This is a genomic window from Salipiger sp. D13 (assembly GCF_003703915.1).
GTDB lineage: Bacteria > Pseudomonadota > Alphaproteobacteria > Rhodobacterales > Rhodobacteraceae > Salipiger > Salipiger profundus.
The window spans coordinates 61,024-77,733 of sequence record NZ_RAPJ01000019.1; the positions used below are offsets into that span (position 1 = coordinate 61,024).

At 67.6% G+C, this 16,710-nt stretch carries 16 protein-coding genes; 10 read left to right on the forward strand and 6 right to left on the reverse strand.

Annotated features, from left to right (window positions below; genetic code table 11):
• Nucleotides 1-2 precede the first annotated feature (2 nt).
• The 4 genes from rsmI (at nt 3) to D6860_RS21685 (ending at nt 3,235) form a co-directional block, all read left to right on the forward strand.
• Nucleotides 3-875 (forward strand): 16S rRNA (cytidine(1402)-2'-O)-methyltransferase, encoded by an 873-nt coding sequence (gene rsmI, locus D6860_RS21670; protein WP_076623378.1) that lies wholly within the window; start codon nt 3-5, stop codon nt 873-875.
• A gap of 16 nt (nt 876-891) precedes the next feature.
• A complete protein-coding gene (locus D6860_RS21675; protein ID WP_083697792.1) occupies nt 892-1,341 on the forward strand; it encodes a YraN family protein in 450 nt (149 codons plus the stop codon).
• A 62-nt stretch (nt 1,342-1,403) separates the two neighbouring features.
• Nucleotides 1,404-2,339: a glutathione synthase gene (gene gshB, locus D6860_RS21680; RefSeq protein ID WP_076623379.1), complete on the forward strand. Its 936-nt coding sequence runs from the start codon at nt 1,404-1,406 to the stop codon at nt 2,337-2,339.
• On the forward strand, nt 2,336-3,235 hold the full coding sequence (locus tag D6860_RS21685; RefSeq protein WP_076623380.1) for an alpha/beta hydrolase fold domain-containing protein: 900 nt from the start codon (nt 2,336-2,338) through the stop codon (nt 3,233-3,235). The genes gshB and D6860_RS21685 overlap by 4 nt, the downstream gene beginning before the upstream one ends.
• Here D6860_RS21685 and D6860_RS21690 read toward each other — a convergent pair.
• Nucleotides 3,205-4,719 (reverse strand): YifB family Mg chelatase-like AAA ATPase, encoded by a 1,515-nt coding sequence (locus tag D6860_RS21690; RefSeq protein ID WP_017467571.1) that lies wholly within the window; start codon nt 4,717-4,719, stop codon nt 3,205-3,207. The genes D6860_RS21685 and D6860_RS21690 overlap by 31 nt on opposite strands.
• Nucleotides 4,720-4,776: 57 nt before the next feature.
• Nucleotides 4,777-5,700, reverse strand: a complete 924-nt coding sequence (locus D6860_RS21695; RefSeq protein WP_076623381.1) for a glutathione S-transferase family protein — start codon at nt 5,698-5,700, stop codon at nt 4,777-4,779.
• Nucleotides 5,701-5,971: 271 nt separating this feature from the next.
• Between D6860_RS21695 and D6860_RS21700 the strand changes: the two genes are divergently transcribed.
• The 6 genes from D6860_RS21700 (at nt 5,972) to D6860_RS21725 (ending at nt 12,564) form a co-directional block, all read left to right on the forward strand.
• Complete coding sequence (locus tag D6860_RS21700) at nt 5,972-6,850, forward strand: RNA polymerase factor sigma-32 (RefSeq protein WP_076623382.1); 879 nt, start codon at nt 5,972-5,974, stop codon at nt 6,848-6,850.
• Entirely contained in the window at nt 6,847-7,662 is an 816-nt protein-coding gene (locus tag D6860_RS21705) for a ChaN family lipoprotein (protein ID WP_076623383.1), read from the forward strand. The genes D6860_RS21700 and D6860_RS21705 overlap by 4 nt, the downstream gene beginning before the upstream one ends.
• 58 nt (nt 7,663-7,720) lie before the next feature.
• Nucleotides 7,721-8,920, forward strand: coding sequence for a bifunctional phosphopantothenoylcysteine decarboxylase/phosphopantothenate--cysteine ligase CoaBC (coaBC, locus tag D6860_RS21710; RefSeq protein WP_076623384.1), 1,200 nt, complete (start codon nt 7,721-7,723; stop codon nt 8,918-8,920).
• A 57-nt stretch (nt 8,921-8,977) separates the two neighbouring features.
• Complete coding sequence (gene dut, locus D6860_RS21715) at nt 8,978-9,415, forward strand: dUTP diphosphatase (protein WP_371683209.1); 438 nt, start codon at nt 8,978-8,980, stop codon at nt 9,413-9,415.
• Nucleotides 9,415-10,461: a HesA/MoeB/ThiF family protein gene (locus tag D6860_RS21720; RefSeq protein ID WP_076623386.1), complete on the forward strand. Its 1,047-nt coding sequence runs from the start codon at nt 9,415-9,417 to the stop codon at nt 10,459-10,461. Before dut ends, D6860_RS21720 begins: the two co-directional genes overlap by 1 nt.
• 81 nt (nt 10,462-10,542) lie before the next feature.
• A complete protein-coding gene (locus tag D6860_RS21725) occupies nt 10,543-12,564 on the forward strand; it encodes a M3 family metallopeptidase (protein ID WP_076623387.1) in 2,022 nt (673 codons plus the stop codon).
• Between the two features lie 46 nt (nt 12,565-12,610).
• Here the strand turns inward: D6860_RS21725 and D6860_RS21730 are convergent, their stop codons facing one another.
• The 4 genes from D6860_RS21730 to D6860_RS21745 all read right to left on the reverse strand — a co-directional run bounded on the left by D6860_RS21730 (nt 12,611) and on the right by D6860_RS21745 (nt 16,652).
• Nucleotides 12,611-13,603 (reverse strand): TraB/GumN family protein, encoded by a 993-nt coding sequence (locus tag D6860_RS21730; protein ID WP_076623388.1) that lies wholly within the window; start codon nt 13,601-13,603, stop codon nt 12,611-12,613.
• Between the two features lie 109 nt (nt 13,604-13,712).
• Entirely contained in the window at nt 13,713-14,471 is a 759-nt protein-coding gene (locus D6860_RS21735; RefSeq protein WP_017468053.1) for a meso-2,3-butanediol dehydrogenase, read from the reverse strand.
• Nucleotides 14,472-14,659: 188 nt separating this feature from the next.
• Nucleotides 14,660-16,303, reverse strand: a complete 1,644-nt coding sequence (gene groL / locus D6860_RS21740) for a chaperonin GroEL (RefSeq protein WP_076623389.1) — start codon at nt 16,301-16,303, stop codon at nt 14,660-14,662.
• 55 nt (nt 16,304-16,358) lie between these two features.
• Complete coding sequence (locus D6860_RS21745; protein ID WP_017467512.1) at nt 16,359-16,652, reverse strand: co-chaperone GroES; 294 nt, start codon at nt 16,650-16,652, stop codon at nt 16,359-16,361.
• Between the last annotated feature and the right edge of the window lie 58 nt (nt 16,653-16,710).

The window sequence follows — 16,710 nt, forward strand, 5'->3', positions numbered from 1 at the left end:
AAATGAATCCGGAAAGGGGCGGAATGGCGCCGGGACTCTACATGGTGGCGGTGCCGATCGGCAACGCGCGCGACATTACGCTCAGGGCGCTGGACATCCTGCGCGACGCCGACGTGCTGGCCGCGGAAGACACGCGCAGCCTGCGACGGCTGCTCGAAATCCACGGCGTGCCGCTCGGGGACCGGCCGTGCCTCGCCTACCACGATCACAACGGCGAGCGCGTGCGGCCGCGCCTGCTCGACGCGCTCGCGGCGGGCCAGTCGGTGGCCTATGCGTCGGAAGCCGGGACGCCGATGATCTCGGACCCCGGCTTCGACCTGGTGCGCGCCGCCCGCGAGGCCGGCTACCCGGTGACCACCGCCCCGGGCGCCTCGGCGGTCATTGCCGCGTTGACGGTCGCGGGATTGCCGACCGACCGCTTCTGCTTCGGGGGCTTCCTGCCCAATGCCGGGGGCGCCCGGCGCCGCGGGCTCGAGGAAATGCGTGGCGTGTCCGCGACGCTCGCCTTCTACGAATCGCCGAAACGACTGGGCGCGATGCTGCGCGACGCCGCCGACACGCTTGGCGCTGACCGGCCCGCGGCGGTCTGCCGGGAACTGACAAAACGTTTCGAGGAATGCCGGCAGGGCAGTCTTGGGGACCTTGCCGACCACTACGCCGACGCGCCGCCCAAGGGTGAAATCGTGGTGCTGATCGGGCGGGGAGGTTCGGAGAAAATTAGTGAATTGGATATAGACCGTTCGCTGTCCGAGGCGCTGCAGACGATGTCGGTGCGCGACGCGGCCGATACGGTCTCGGCGATGTACGGAGTAAAGCGACGGCCTGTCTACCAGCGCGCAATGGTGCTGTCGCGCGAAGACGGGCAGGGCGGCTGAATCAGGTAAGGTGAGGATGGGCGAACAGCTTGCATTCGACTTCCGCGCGCCGGCGCCGCCGATCCCGGCGGTTGTGCTGCGCCCGCACGAGGACGGGCGTCGCGCCCGGCAGGATCGCGGCGCCCTTGGGTATCACGCGGGGCTGTCTGCCGAGGCGCAGGTGGTGCAGGACTACGAGCGGCGCGGTTACGCGGTGCTGCGCAAGCGCTGGCGGGGCGCCTGCGGCGAGATCGACCTTATCCTGCAGGACGGTGACGCCCTGATCTTCGTCGAGGTCAAGAAAAGCCGCAGCTTCGACCGGGCGCTCGCACGGCTCTCGCAACGTCAGATCGGCCGGCTCCTGCGGGCCGGGGAAGAGTTCGCGGGAACGCAGCCACGCGGCTCGCTCACCGACATGCGGTTCGATATCGCGCTCGTGAACGCCAGCGGCGTGATCCGGGTGATGGAGAACGCGCTCGGCCCCTGAGCGGGCATTGCCTCGCCCCCGTCTCTGGGCCATGTATGGCGAAAGCCAGAGCGGGAGATCCCATGAAAATCGCCTTTCAGATGGACCCGATCGGTCCGATCGACATCGACGCCGACAGCACCTTCCGTCTCGCGGAAGAGGCGCAGGCGCGCGGTCACGAACTGTATTATTACCTGCCGGATCATCTCTCCTATCAGGAGGGCAGGATCATGGCGCGGGCCCGGTCTCTCAAGGTGCAGCGCGTGCGCGGCAACCACGCGGAGATGGGGCCGCTCGAGCTGCTCGATCTAGCCGATGTCGACGTGGTCTGGCTGCGGCAGGATCCGCCCTTCGACATGCACTACATCACCACGACGCACCTGCTCGAGCGGCTCGGGCCGGAGACGCTGGTGGTGAACGATCCGTTCTGGGTCCGGAATTCGCCCGAGAAGCTGCTGGTGCTGAACTTCCCCGACCTGACACCGCCCACGACCATCGCCCGCGACCTGCAGACCATTCGCGAGTTCAAGGAGCGGCACGGCGACATCATTCTCAAGCCACTCTATGGGAACGGCGGGGCCGGCGTGTTCCGGCTCGACGAGAACGACCGCAATCTCAGCTCGCTTTACGAGCTGTTCACCGGATTTTCGCGCGAGCCTCTGATCGTGCAGAAATACCTGCCGGCAGTGACGAAGGGCGACAAGCGGGTGATCCTCGTCGACGGTGAGCCGGTCGGCGCGATCAACCGGGTTCCGGCAGCCAACGAGGTGCGGTCGAACATGCACGTGGGTGGCCGCCCCGAGAAGGTCGCCCTGACCGAACGTGACCGCGAGATCTGCGCGCGGATCGGACCGGTCCTGCGCGAGAAGGGGCAGGTGTTCGTCGGCATCGACGTCATCGGCGACTGGCTGACCGAGATCAACGTGACCTCGCCCACCGGCATTCAGGAGCTCGAGCGGTTCGACGAGGTGAACATCGCCGGCAAGATCTGGGAGGCGGTGGAAGCCCGACTCGGATGAGCCGCCGGCTCGCCGCGCTCAACTTCGTCCTGCGGGTCGCGGTGAAGCCGCGACTGGCCCGGACAAGGGGCCCCGAGCAGGCGGCGCGCGAGTTCGAAAGGTCGGCGGCGCTTTTCCTGCGCCGCCCGCCCTACCTGCGCCGACTCGAGCGGCCGCGCGGGTTGCACTGGATCAGTGCCGGCCCCTGCCGGGTGCGCAAGGTCATCCTCTATCTTCACGGCGGCGGCTACATCACCGGCAGCGGCCTCACCCATCAGGGCGTCATGGGCCGGCTTTCGAAACTGTCGGGGATCGAGGTCTGCGCCCCGGACTATCCGCTGGCTCAGGACGCGCCCGCGCCGGCGGCCTTCGATGCGGCCTGCGCCGCGTGGCGGCATTGTCGGGCGCTGGGCTATGCTCCGGGCGATATCCTTCTTGCCGGGGATTCCGCCGGAGGCGGGCTCGCGCTGGCGCTTCTCGCCCGCTGCTGCGCCTCGGGGGAGCCTCCGGCGGCGGCGGTGGCGTTCTCGCCCTGGACCGACCTCGCGATGACCGGTGCAAGTCTCAGGGACAATGCGAAAGCGGATCCGTTCCTGCCGGTCGGCCGGATGGAGGAACTGGTGCAAATCGTCCTTGGAGACCTTCCTGCCGATGATCCGAGAATTTCGCCTCTTTTTGCCACCTTTCCCGGCTGCCCACCCGTGATGATCCAATATGCGCGGACCGAGATCCTTGCCGATGACGCGCGGCGCATGGCCGAGCGGCTTCGCGACGCAGGCGGCCGAGTCGAGATTGTCGTGCATCCGAACGCACCCCATGCGTGGCCGGTCTTCGACGGATGGATTCCCGAGGCCCGCCACAGCCTGAGGCAGGCGGCGCGATTTCTTCAGGATTCGCTCGACGACACCAATCGGTAGCTCAGCGCCTCGGCGATATGCGGGCGCCGCAGCTCGGGCTCGCCGGCAAGGTCGGCGATGGTGCGGGCAACACGCAGAATGCGGTGATAGCCACGCGCCGACAGGCCGAAGCGGTCCGCCGCGCGCAAGAGCAGTTCCCGGCTTTCGGCGTCGGGACTCGCGACCTCCTCGAGCAGTGCACCCTCGGCATCGGCATTGGTGCGCAGGCCCGGATACGCTGCGAAACGCTCGGTTTGCCGTTGGCGCGCCTCGGCGACACGCCCGGCCACGGCGGTCGATGTCTCGCCCGAGGCCGGAAGGTCGAGGTCGGTGAAGGCGACGGGCGGTACCTCGATCCGCAGGTCGAAGCGATCCATCAGCGGACCCGAGATGCGGCCAAGGTAGTCTTCGCCACACACCGGGGCCCGTGAGCAGGCCCGCGCGGGCTCGCTCAGGTAGCCGCATTTGCAGGGGTTCGCGGCGGCGACCAGCATGAAGCGGCAGGGATAGGACACATGGGCGTTGGCGCGAGACACCATGACCTCGCCGGTCTCGATCGGCTGGCGCAGGGTTTCGAGCACGGCGCGGGGAAACTCGGGGAACTCGTCCATGAAGAGCACGCCGTTGTGCGCAAGGCTGACCTCGCCGGGTTTGGCGCCGCGCCCGCCGCCGATGATCGCCGCCATCGAAGCCGTGTGATGCGGCTGGCGAAAGGGCCGGCTACGCGAGATGCCGCCTTGGTCGAGCAGGCCGGCAAGCGAGTGGATCATCGAGGTTTCGAGCGCTTCCCGCGGGGCAAGCGGCGGCAGGATCCCGGGCAGCCGCGAGGCCATCATCGACTTTCCAGAGCCGGGCGTGCCGACGAGCATCAGGTGATGCCGTCCGGCAGCCGCGATCTCGAGCGCGCGCTTGGCGCGTTCCTGCCCCTTCACGTCTCGCAGGTCCCGGAGGGCGGGCCCATCGGTGGCCTCGCCCCGCGTGGCGGGCAGGATCGGCGCGTCGCCGGTGTAGTGCCGCACCACCTCCGCAAGACTGTGCGCACCAAGCACGCGGCAACTGTCGACCCAGGCGGCCTCGGGTCCCGAGGCGGCGGGGCAGAGCAGCGTGCGATCTTCCTCGGCGGCGGTCATCGCGGCGGGCAGGGCGCCCGGCACCGGGATCAGCGTGCCGTCGAGCGCCAGTTCGCCAAGCGCCATGGTCTGCGCGATCTCGTCCCGTGGCAGGATGTCGAGCGCGGCGAGCAGGCCGATGGCGATGGGCAGGTCGAAATGTGAGCCCTCCTTGGGCATGTCGGCCGGGGAAAGGTTCACCGTGATCCGTTTCGACGGAAGGGCGATGGCCATGGTGGTGAGCGCCGCGCGCACCCGTTCGCGCGCTTCCGAGACCGCCTTGTCGGGCAGGCCGACGATGGCAAAGGCCGGCACCCCCGCGCTGACGGCGCATTGCACCTCGACCGGGCGTGCCTCGACCCCCTCGAACGCGACCGTGTAGGCCTGAGCGACCACCCTTCACCTCCCTGTCGTCCCCTTGTCCGACTGTCTGCGCAGGAGGTTAGCGAATGGTTAACTCCGGTCCGGGATGCGGCTCGGCGTGCGGTCCGGGGTGCTCCGGCCTTTACCGTCAAAGAGGGCCGCGAAGGCTGGCCAGGCCAGCGGATCGGCCACGGTCTTGTCGCGGCAGAAGGCGTTGCAGAACCCGAAGACGCGCCCGTCAATGTTCATCAGGTGGGTGATCGGCTTGCCCGAGTAGGGGCAGAGGTCATTCTCCGGCGTGCCGGTCTCAATGGCGCGCGCAGGCAGCGGCGTTGGGCCTGGCCAGCCGATCTGCCTGAATGGCCGATCATAGCGCGCGAGATGCTCTGCCTTCGCGATGCCCATGGCGCGCCAGCGGCGAAAGGCCGGATCGGCGAGATGCGCGGCAACGTAGTCCTGCGCCGTGGAAGAGACCGGCAGGCCGTAGCCGGCGATGCGTGCGGCGACCGGGGCGTAGAAGGCGTCGGCGGCCGTGTAGGCGCCGAAAAGCCAGGGGCCGCCATCGCCGAAACGCGTGCGGGCATGAGCCCAGAGCGTCTCGATCCGGGCGACGTCGGCGAGAACGGCGTCGGACGGTGCGACATCGGCATAGCCCGTCTGCAGGTTCATCGGGCAGTCCGACCGCAGCGCACCGAAGCTGGCGTGCATTTCCGCGGCGATGCTGCGGGCGGTGGCGCGGGCGATCGGGTCGAGCGGCCATAGGCCCGCGTCGGGATGGCGGCTGGCGAGCTCTTCGGCGATGGCGAGGCTGTCCCAGATCACCGCGCCGTCCGCGGTGACGAGGCAGGGCACCGTTCGGGCCGGCGGGATCACGGTTAGTTGATCCGCGACCGGTCCTTCGCTGAAATCGACCCTCACGGGATCGAAGGGCAGGCCGAACCGCACCATGAGAAGCCAGCCGCGCAAGGACCAGCTCGAGTAGGTGTAGTCGCCGAGATACAGCGTGTCCGTCATAGAAGTCTCCGGAAACAAAGGGATTTCGGGCAGATTACAACGGCAGGGGCGCGCGGGGAAATTCCGGTTTGTGCGCCATCAAATCACAACATGTCATGGCGCTTTTGGCCCGCTCGACAAGCGAGCGCGCCCGGCGTCGGCCAGCTTTTGCCGCCTGCGGAAAAAACTGCGCGTTCGCGAGAAACCATTCCCGGATCTCGCGCGTTAACTCGCCGAATGACTGTGCGAAGAAGGCGGGGACACCCCGTCCAAGTTCGATGGGGAGTGTTCCATGACACCAGAGACCTTCAACGACCAGACCCTCTCGCGGCGCGCCATGAAGGCCGAGCTGCTCGATGCGGATACCGAGCTCAAGCTCGCCTACGCCTGGCGTGATCACCGGGACGAGGCTGCGCTGCATCGGCTCATCAACGCCTACATGAGGCTAGCTATCTCGATGGCGGCCAAGTTCAAGCGTTACGGTGCGCCGATGGGCGACCTGATCCAGGAAGCGGGTCTTGGCCTGATGAAGGCCGCGGACAAGTTCGACCCGGATCGCGGTGTGCGGTTCTCGACCTACGCGGTCTGGTGGATCAAGGCGAGCATCCAGGATTACGTGATGCGCAACTGGTCCATGGTCCGGACCGGCTCGACCTCGTCGCAGAAGTCGCTCTTCTTCAACATGCGCCGCGTTCAGGCCCGGCTCGAGCGCGAAGCCGCCGCCGAGGGTCGCTCGCTGGAGCGTCACGTGCTTCAGGCCGCCATCGCAGAAGAGATCGGCGTGCCGCTGACTGACGTGCAGATGATGGAAGGGCGCCTTTCGGGTTCCGACTTTTCGCTGAACGCGACGCAATCCACCGACGAGGACGGTCGCGAGTGGATCGACACGCTCGAGGACGACGGCGAGCAGAGCGCCCAGCTTGTCGAGGGCCGGCTGGACAACGCACAGCTGCGCGAGTGGCTGGTGACGGCGCTGACCGCGCTGAACGAGCGCGAGCGCTTCATCGTGCGCGAACGCAAGCTGCGCGAAGAGACCCGCACGCTGGAAAGCCTCGGTCAGGAACTCGGCCTGTCGAAAGAGCGCGTGCGCCAGCTTGAAGCGGCTGCCTTCACCAAGATGCGCAAGTCGCTTGAAGCGCAGTCGAGGGAAGTGCAACACTTCCTCGCATGATGCGCCTCAGTTTCCTCGCCCCGCTTCTCGCGCTGGGCCTTTACGCTCCCGCCGCCTTCGGTCAGGGGAGCGTTTTCGATGAGGCCGAGGTGATCTTCCTCGGCGAGACCCACGACAACCCGGCGCACCATGCCCGGCAGGCAGAACTCGTGCGTGAGCTGCAGCCGACCGCGCTGGTATTCGAGATGCTGACCACGGACCAGTCCGCGCAGATCCGCCCCGGCGACGTCGAGGACGAGGTCGCGCTGGCCGAACGGCTCGACTGGGAAAACACCGGCTGGCCGGACTTCTCGATGTATTATCCGATCTTCGCGGCGGCCCCCGAGGCGGCGATCTTCGGGGCAGAGCTGCCGCGCGCGGAAGCCCGCGCGGCGCAGGACAGGCCGCTCGACGCGATTTTCGGCCCGAGTGCGGGGTTCTATGCGCTCGACAAGCCTCTGCCGCCGGAGCAGCAGGAAGAGCGCGAGGCGCTTCAGGCGGCGGCGCATTGCGACGCGCTCCCTGACGACATGCTGCCGGTCATGGTCGGCATCCAGCGGCTGCGCGACGCGCGGCTTGCCGAGACCGCGCTCGAAGCGCTGGCGATGCACGGCGCGCCGGTCGTCGTCATCACTGGCAACGGCCATGCCCGCACCGACTGGGGGGCTCCGGCGCTGGTCGCTATGGCGGCCCCCGAGGTCAAGGTGGCGGCGCTGGGGCAGGGCGAGGACGGCGGCGATCCCGGCGGCAGCTTCGATGTCGTCGAACAGTCCGAGGGCGTGGCCGACCGCGAAGATCCCTGCGCCGCCTTCGAGGACAGCACGGGCAATTGAGTTTTCCCCGTCCGCGCCGTAACACCGTGACCACGGAGGCGAGGGAGAGACGCGCGACATGCTGGCCGGCAAACGTATCCTGCTGATCATCGGTGGCGGTATCGCCGCCTACAAGGCGCTTGAGCTGATCCGGCGCCTGCGCGAGCGCGGCGCGGCGGTGACGCCGGTGCTGACGCGCGCCGCCGGCGAATTCGTGACGCCGCTCTCGGTCGGCGCGCTGGCCGGCGAAAAGGTCTACACCGACCTTTTCGACCTCACCGACGAGGCCGAGATGGGCCACATCCAGCTGAGCCGGGTGGCCGATCTGGTGCTGGTCGCTCCTGCGACGGCGGACCTGATGGCGAAGATGGCGCAGGGGCTGGCCGGGGATCTCGCGACGACGCTTCTGCTGGCCACCGACACGCCGGTGATGATCGCCCCGGCGATGAACGTGCGGATGTGGGACCACCCCGCGACGCAGCGCAACCTTGCGACACTGCAGGGCGACGGTGTGCGCGTGGTCGGTCCTGCGTCCGGTGACATGGCCTGTGGCGAATACGGGCCGGGGCGGCTTTCGGAGGTGCCCGAGATCGTCGCGGCGGTCGAGGCCGCGCTGGCGGACGGGCCGCTCAGGGGGCGCCGCGTGCTGGTGACTTCGGGGCCGACACATGAACCCATCGACCCGGTGCGCTACATCGCCAACCGGTCCTCGGGGGCGCAGGGCTCGGCCATTGCCGGGGCGCTGCGCGATCTCGGGGCCGAGGTGATCTTCGTCACCGGTCCGGCCGAGGCGCCGCGACCGTCGGGCGTTCAGGTGGTCGAGGTCGAGACCGCGCGCGAGATGCGCGATGCGGTGATGGCCGCGTTGCCCGTGGACGCTGGCGTCTTCGCTGCCGCGGTGGCCGACTGGCGTGTCGAGAACGCCGCGACGTCTAAGATGAAGAAGGTCGCCGGTGCGCTGCCGACGCTCGGGTTCGCCGAGAACCCGGACATTCTTGCCGAGGTCTCGCGGCTCGAGAACGGTCGCCCGTCGCTGGTCGTGGGCTTTGCCGCCGAGACCGACGATGTCGAGGCCCACGCAACGGCCAAGCGTCTGCGCAAAGGGTGCGACTGGATCGTCGCCAACGACGTGAGCCCTGCGACGGGGATCATGGGCGGCAGCGAGAACGCGGTGGTGCTGATCTCGGGCGAGGGCAGCGAGAGCTGGCCGCGCATGGGCAAGCGCGAGGTGGCAAAGCGCCTCGCGGCGCGGATCGCCGAGGCGCTGCGCGCGGACTGAGTGCTGTGTGGATAGCGGAAGAGAGCAAGAGGGGCAGACGTGGTCGAGATTGCGGTGATGTGGGACGAGGGCGCGGACAGGGCACTGGGGCTTCCGGCCTATGCGACCGAGGGCGCGGCGGGCGCCGACCTGCGGGCGAACCTGCCCGACCGGGGCGAGATTACGCTTGAACCCGGCGCGCGCGCGCTGGTGCCCACCGGCTTGCGCCTCGCGATCCCCGAGGGCTGGGAGGTGCAGGTCCGACCGCGCTCGGGGCTCGCGCTCAAGCACGGGATCACCCTGCCGAACAGCCCCGGCACCATCGACAGCGACTACCGCGGCCCGCTCGGCGTGATCGTGATGAACGCCGGCGAGGCGCCCTTCGTCATCGCCCATGGCGACCGCATCGCGCAGATGGTGGCAGCGCCCGTCGAACAGGCGCATTTTGCGGTGGTGGAGACGCTGCCCGACACCCTGCGCGGCACGGGTGGCTTCGGCTCGACGGGGCGCGGCTGATGCTTCTCGTCCTTGCGCTGGCGGCCGCGATCTGGGGCCTCGGACGGCTCATGGGGGCCTCGAAGCAGGCGCGGGCCTACATGCTGGGGCTGCTCTGCGTGATCGTGCTGGCGCTGCACGTGCTCTTGCCCGACGGCCACCCCGTCCGCATGGCGACCGGCGAAAGCCCGGCGCCCTGGCTGATCCTCGGCGGGTTCGTGGCGATCGCGCTGGCCTATGCCTTCGTTCTGCGGCGGGTCAAGGCGCGGGCCGACGCGACACAGCCCGAGCCGCCCGCGCCCGCCGCGCGCAAGGACCGTTTCTCGGGCGCCGAGCTCGAGCGTTACGCCCGCCACATCGTCCTGCGTGAGCTGGGTGGTCCGGGCCAGAAGGCCCTGCGCGACGCGAAGGTGCTGGTGATCGGGGCCGGTGGCCTCGGCGCGCCGGCGCTGCAGTATCTCGCCGCCGCCGGGGTCGGCGTGATCGGCGTGATCGACGATGACGTGGTCGAGAACGCCAACCTGCAGCGGCAGGTGATCCACACCGACGCGCGCATCGGCATGCCCAAGGTCTTCTCGGCGAAAGAGGCGATGGAGGCGCAGAACCCGCATGTCGAGGTGCGCCCCTACCAGCGCCGGCTCGATGCGGAGGTCGCCGAGACGCTCTTTGCCGACTACGACCTGATCCTCGACGGCACCGACAATTTCGACACGCGCTATCTTGCCAACCGGGCCGCCGTGGCGACCGGCAAGCCGCTCGTCTCGGGCGCGCTCAGCCAGTGGGAGGGGCAGCTTTCGGTCTTCGCTCCGGCGCAGGGCACGCCCTGTTACGAATGCATCTTCCCGGAAGCCCCCGCGCCGGGGCTCGCGCCCTCCTGCGCCGAAGCCGGCGTGCTTGGCCCGCTGCCGGGCGTCGTGGGCGCGATGATGGCGGTGGAGGCGATCAAGCTCATTGCGGGCGCGGGCCAGCCGCTTCTGGGCGAAATGCTGATCTACGACGCGCTCTGGAGCGAGACCCGCAAGATCACCCTGAAGCGGCGCGAGGGCTGTCCGGTCTGCGGCGGCTGACCCTTTCCTGCGTGGCGGGTGCGCGGCCCATTGCGGGTGCGTGAGCGGTTGCCTAGCTATTGGAGGAAAGGAGTTTCATCCATGACCAACCCGCTTCTGGCCGACTGGGACACGCCGTTCCGGATCGCGCCCTTCGACCGTATCTCCGACGAGGATTTCGCCCCGGCCTTCGAGGTCGCGCTGAAGGAGCACCTCGACGAGATAGAGGCCATCGCCGCGAACCCCGAGCCGCCGACCTTTACCAACACCATCGAGGCGATGGAGGGCGCGGGCGAGCAGCTCGACAAGGTGCTGTCGACCTTCTTCTCGGTGGCGGGAGCCGACAGCAACGAGACCCGGCAGGCGCTGCAGCGCGAGTTCAGCCCGAAGCTTGCCGCGCACAGCTCGGCCATCTATGCCAATGAGCCGCTCTTTGCCCGGATCGCCGCGCTCTGGGAAAAGCGCGACACGCTCGGGCTGTCGGACGAGGAAGCGCGGGTGCTCTACCTGACCCATCGCGGCTTCGTGCGGGCAGGGGCGGCGCTGCGGGGGGCCGAGGCCGACCGCATGAAAGAGGTGAAATCCCGTCTCGCGGTGCTTGGCACGCAGTTCACCCAGAACCTGCTCAAGGACGAGTCCGCGTGGTTCATGCCGCTCGCCGAGGACGATCTCGAGGGGCTGCCCGGTTTCGTCGTGGATTCCGCCCGCGCCTCGGGCGAGGCGCTGGGGCAGGATGGCCCGGTGGTGACCCTTTCCCGCTCGCTCATCACCCCGTTCCTGCAGTTCTCGCCGCGCCGCGACCTGCGCGAAAAGGCGTTCCGCGCCTGGGCTGCGCGGGGCGCAAACGGTGGTGAGACCGACAACCGCGAGATCGCCGCCGAGGTGCTTGCCTTGCGCGAGGAGCGCGCGGGGCTGCTCGGCTACGCGGACTTCGCCCATTTCAAGCTCGAACCCGAGATGGCGGGCACGCCCGACCGGGTGCGCGATCTGCTGATGCAGGTCTGGGAACCGGCGCGGGCGCAGGCGCTGCGCGACGCCGAGGAGATGCAGGAGATGCTGCGCGCCGACGGCGTGAACGACAGCCTGCAACCGTGGGACTGGCGCTACTACGCCGAGAAGCGCCGCAAGAAGCTGCACGACCTCGATGAGACCGAGCTGAAGCCCTACCTGCAGCTCGACCGCATGATCGAAGCCGCGTTCACCTGTGCCAACCGGCTCTTCGGGCTGGAGTTCGCGCCACTCGACGTGCCGCTCTATCACCCCGATTGCCGCGCCTGGGAGGTCACCCGCGACGGCAAGCATCTGGCGGTGTTCATCGGCGACTACTTCGCGCGGTCGTCGAAGCGCTCTGGTGCGTGGTGTTCGGCCATGCGCAGCCAGGCCAAGCGGCCCGAGGTCGAGACACCGATCGTGGTCAACGTCTGCAACTTCGCCAAGCCTTCGGCGGGCAAGCCGGCGTTGCTGTCCTACGACGATGCCCGCACGCTCTTCCACGAGTTCGGCCACGCGCTGCACCAGATCCTCTCGGACGTGGAGTTCGGGTCGGTCTCGGGCACCAGTGTCGCGCGTGATTTCGTGGAACTGCCGAGCCAGCTCTACGAGCACTGGCTCGAAGTGCCGCGCGTGCTCGAGGAGTTCGCCACCCACGCCGACACCGGCGCGCCGATGCCCAAGGCGCTGCTCGACAAGGTGCTCGCGGCGGCGACCTTCGACATGGGGTTCCAGACGGTGGAATACGTCGCCTCGGCGATGGTCGACCTCGAGTTCCACAGCGGCAAGGCGCCCGCCGATCCGATGGCACGGCAGTCCGAGATCCTTGGCGGGATGGGAATGCCCGAGGCGATCACCATGCGCCACGCGACGCCGCATTTCGCCCATGTCTTCGCGGGCGACGGCTATTCCAGCGGCTACTACAGCTACATGTGGTCCGAGGTGATGGACGCAGACGCCTTCGCCGCCTTCGAGGAGGCCGGTGACGCGTTCGATCCGGAGACGGCGCGCAAGCTCGAGGCGTTCATTCTCTCGAAGGGCGGCTCGCGGGAGGCGGAAGACCTCTACACCAGCTTCCGGGGGCGGATGCCCGGCGTCGAGGCGCTGCTGAAAGGGCGCGGGCTCGCGGCCTGACCACCGATGGCCGGGCGGCCCGCGACGTGCCGCCCGCCTTGCCTGCTTAGAAGGGCTCGCGCGTGAGCGTGAAGCCCTCTTCTGCAAGAAGGTTGAGAACACCTTCCTCGCCGGGCAGATGCGCGGCACCGAAAGCGGCGACGATAGGCTTCCCTGCCTTGTCGGCCGTCTTGAGGATGACCGGGATCCAGGCCCGGTTGCGCTGAGCGAGCAGCGCCTCGCCGCTCTCCTCCATGACCTCCGCGGCCTCCTCGGCAGTGAAGGTGTCCTGCCGTTCCAGAAGGATCTGCGCCATGTGCCACATCTCGCCGGCCTCTTCGTCAAAATAGGCGGCGATGGTGGTGGCGAAACTGTCTTCGCCTTGTTTTTCGGCGGCGAGCGACGCGGTCATCATCTCGATCTGGTCCTCGACCGGCTCTGCGTTGAAGATCGCAAAGGCCGCATCATAGGGCTCGAGCGCGACCGTCGGCACGCCCATGTTTTCGGCGACGGTCTCAAGCTGCTTGTCGAAGCCATTCTGCTCCTGCAGCGCTTCCTGTGCACAGGCGGGCATCGAGAGCATCATCGAAAGATACCAGGGGCGGAACTTGGCCGCCATGAAGGGCGGGATGCCGTGTGCCTTGGCGGCCTTCGACAGAGCTTGCCAGTCTTCCTCATCCATCAGTTCGGGCAAGGTGGCGTCTGACAGGAACAGCAGATCGGGTTGCGTCGTCACGGCCGCCTGCAACTGCTTTTCCTGCGCGCGCGGCATCTCGAGCAACAGCGCGCCGGCGTCGCGCACCACGGGGCGCAGCCGCTCCAGCGGCGCTTCGAGGCGCGGGTCGCTGAGATGCATGGTGCCGACGAGGTGGATTACCTCGCCGTCCTTCTCGGCGCGCCAGTGATTTCCGGCAGGGTAGGGCATCTCGGCGAGAAGCGCGTCAAGCCGATCGCGTTCGGCGGAGGTAAGCGTCTCGCGCAGATCGTGCCCCGCGCATTGCGCCGAGGCAAATGGTGAGAGCATCAGCCAGACGGGCAGGGCGAACAGGAACTTGCGCATCGAGAACGGTCTCCGGAGTGTCGATGGCAGGACGCTAGGCGATGTCACTCCGAACGACAACGCGCGATGGCCCCCGCGCCGGATGGCGCGAGGGGCGCGCATATGCGCCTCAGGCCTGCGGCGGCTGGCCGTTGGAGGCTGAAAGCCCACCGTCCACGGGCAGGTTCACGCCGTTGACGAAGCGCGCGTCGTCCGAAGCAAGGAAAGCGATCACGTCGCCGATGTCCTCGGGCTCGGCAGGGCGGCCCAGCGGGATGCGCTCGCGGAATTTCGCGACGAGTTCTTCGTTGTCGAGCATGTCGGCGGTCAGTTCGGACTTGGTAAAGCTGGGGTTCACCGCGTTCACCCGGACACCGCTTTCGCGCGCATCCAGCGCCAGCGCGCGGGTCAGGTTGGTGATTGCACCCTTGGCCGTGTTGTAGGCGTGCATGTTCCAGTCGCCGCCGGTACCCGACACGGAAGAGGTCATCACCACGTTGCCCTGGCTGGCCTTGAGGTCCGGCCACAGCGCCTTGGTCAGGCGCCAGACACCGGTGACGTCCGTCTCCATGACCGTCTCGAAGCCGTCCTCGTCAACGTCGTCAATGCTGCCTGCCACGGCGGTACCGGCGTTGTTGACCAGCACGTCGACCTGTCCGAAGGCTTCGCGCGCACCGGCAGCGGCGGTCTCGACACCTTCCTTCGTCGAAAGGTCGGCAGCCACCACCTTGGCCGAGGGGATGTCCTTCGCGACCGCCTCGAGTTTTTCCTTCGTGCGCGAAACCAGCACGACGTTTGCACCCTCGCTGCCGAAGCGGCGGGCGGTGGCGGCGCCGATGCCCGAGCTTGCGCCGGTCACGACGACGGTCTTTTCGCTAAAGCGGTTCATGGAATGTCCTTTCCGTTGAAGGTGCGTTTGCATCCCAACGGGACGGCGGACAGGACCGTTCCGGACCAAGCACTTGTCGCGTCTCAAGAAAACGAGAGGCAGGGCGCCGGGGTCCGGACATGACAAAGGGGCCCGGAGGCCCCTTTGCCCTGCCGTCAGACGGCAGATGTCGCTTGAGCAGCGGCAGATTACATCATGCCGCCCATGCCGCCCATGCCGCCCATGTCGGGGGCCGGAGCTGCGCCTTCTTTCTGCGGCTTGTCCGCCACCATTGCTTCGGTGGTGATGAGCAGGCCGGAGACCGATGCGGCGTCTTCCAGAGCGGTGCGGACGACCTTTGCCGGGTCGATCACGCCGAACGAGAACATGTCGCCATATTCGTCGGTCTGGGCGTTGTAGCCGAACTTCAGGTCGTTGCTTTCGCGGATCTTGCCAGCGACGACCGAACCGTCGACGCCCGCGTTCTCTGCGATCTGGCGCAGCGGTGCTTCCAGCGCCTTGCGCACGATGGCGATACCGGCGTTCTGGTCGCTGTTGGCGCCTTCCAGACCGTCGAGGGCCTTGGCACCCTGCACGAGGGCAACGCCGCCGCCGACCACGATGCCTTCCTGGACGGCCGCGCGGGTCGCGTTCAGGGCGTCATCGACGCGGTCCTTGCGCTCTTTCACTTCGACTTCGGTCATGCCGCCGACGCGGATGACTGCGACGCCGCCTGCGAGCTTGGCAACACGCTCCTGCAGCTTCTCGCGGTCGTAGTCCGAGGTGGTTTCCTCGATCTGCGTGCGGATCTGGCTGACGCGTGCCTCGATCTCCGACTTCTCGCCTGCACCGTCGACGATGGTGGTCTCGTCCTTGGTGATGGTGACGGTCTTGGCGGTGCCGAGCATGTCCATGGTGACATTCTCGAGCTTCATGCCGAGGTCTTCCGAGATCACCTGGCCGCCGGTCAGGATCGCGATGTCCTGCAGCATGGCCTTGCGGCGGTCGCCGAAGCCCGGTGCCTTGACGGCTGCGATCTTGAGGCCGCCGCGCAGCTTGTTGACCACGAGGGTCGCCAGCGCTTCGCCTTCGACGTCTTCAGCGATGATCAGCAGCGGCTTCTGCGACTGGATCACCTGCTCGAGCAGCGGCACGAGCGGCTGCAGCGACGAGAGCTTCTTCTCGTGCAGCAGGATGAGGCAGTCATCGAGCTCTGCGATCATCTTGTCGGCGTTGGTCACGAAGTAGGGCGACAGGTAGCCACGGTCGAACTGCATGCCTTCGACGACGTCGGTCTCGGTCTCGAGGCCCTTGTTCTCTTCGACGGTGATGACACCCTCGTTGCCGACCTTCTGCATCGCGTCCGCGATCATCTTGCCGATCTCGGCTTCGCCGTTGGCGGAGACGGTGCCGACCTGTGCGACTTCGTTGGAGTCGTTCACCGGGCGTGCGGCGGCCTTGATGGCCTCGACGACCTTGGTGGTTGCGAGGTCGATGCCGCGCTTCAGGTCCATCGGGTTCATGCCGGCGGAAACGGCTTTCACGCCTTCCTTGACGATGGCCTGTGCCAGAACCGTCGCGGTGGTGGTGCCGTCACCCGCTTCGTCGTTGGTGCGGGAAGCGACTTCCTTCACCATCTGGGCGCCCATGTTCTCGAACTTGTCTTCCAGTTCGATTTCCTTGGCGACCGAAACACCGTCCTTGGTGATGCGGGGCGCGCCGAAGGACTTGTCGAGCACCACGTTGCGGCCCTTGGGGCCCAGCGTGACCTTCACGGCGTCGGCGAGGATGTTCACGCCACGGACCATCCGGTTGCGGGCGTCGGTATCGAACTTCACGTCCTTTGCAGACATAGATCAGTTCTCCTGATTTGAATTTCGTTGCAGACGAAAAATGGGGGAGCGGCGCTTACGCGGCCTCGGTCACGCCGAGGATGTCCGATTCCTTCATGATCAGCAGCTCTTCGCCGTCGATCGTGACCTCGGTCCCGGACCACTTGCCGAACAGGACGCGGTCGCCCTCGGAAACGGCCATCGCGATCAGCTCGCCGTTGTCCTTGCGTGCGCCTTCGCCACATGCGACCACGACGCCCTCGGCGGGCTTTTCCTTGGCGCTGTCGGGGATGATCAGACCACCCTTGGTCTTCTCGTCACTTTCGACGCGGCGAACCAGCACGCGGTCATGAAGCGGTTTGAATGCCATCTTCGAGGCTCCTTGCTCAAAGTTTGTCCCTGTAACGGCCCCCTCGCGAGGGCCGTTA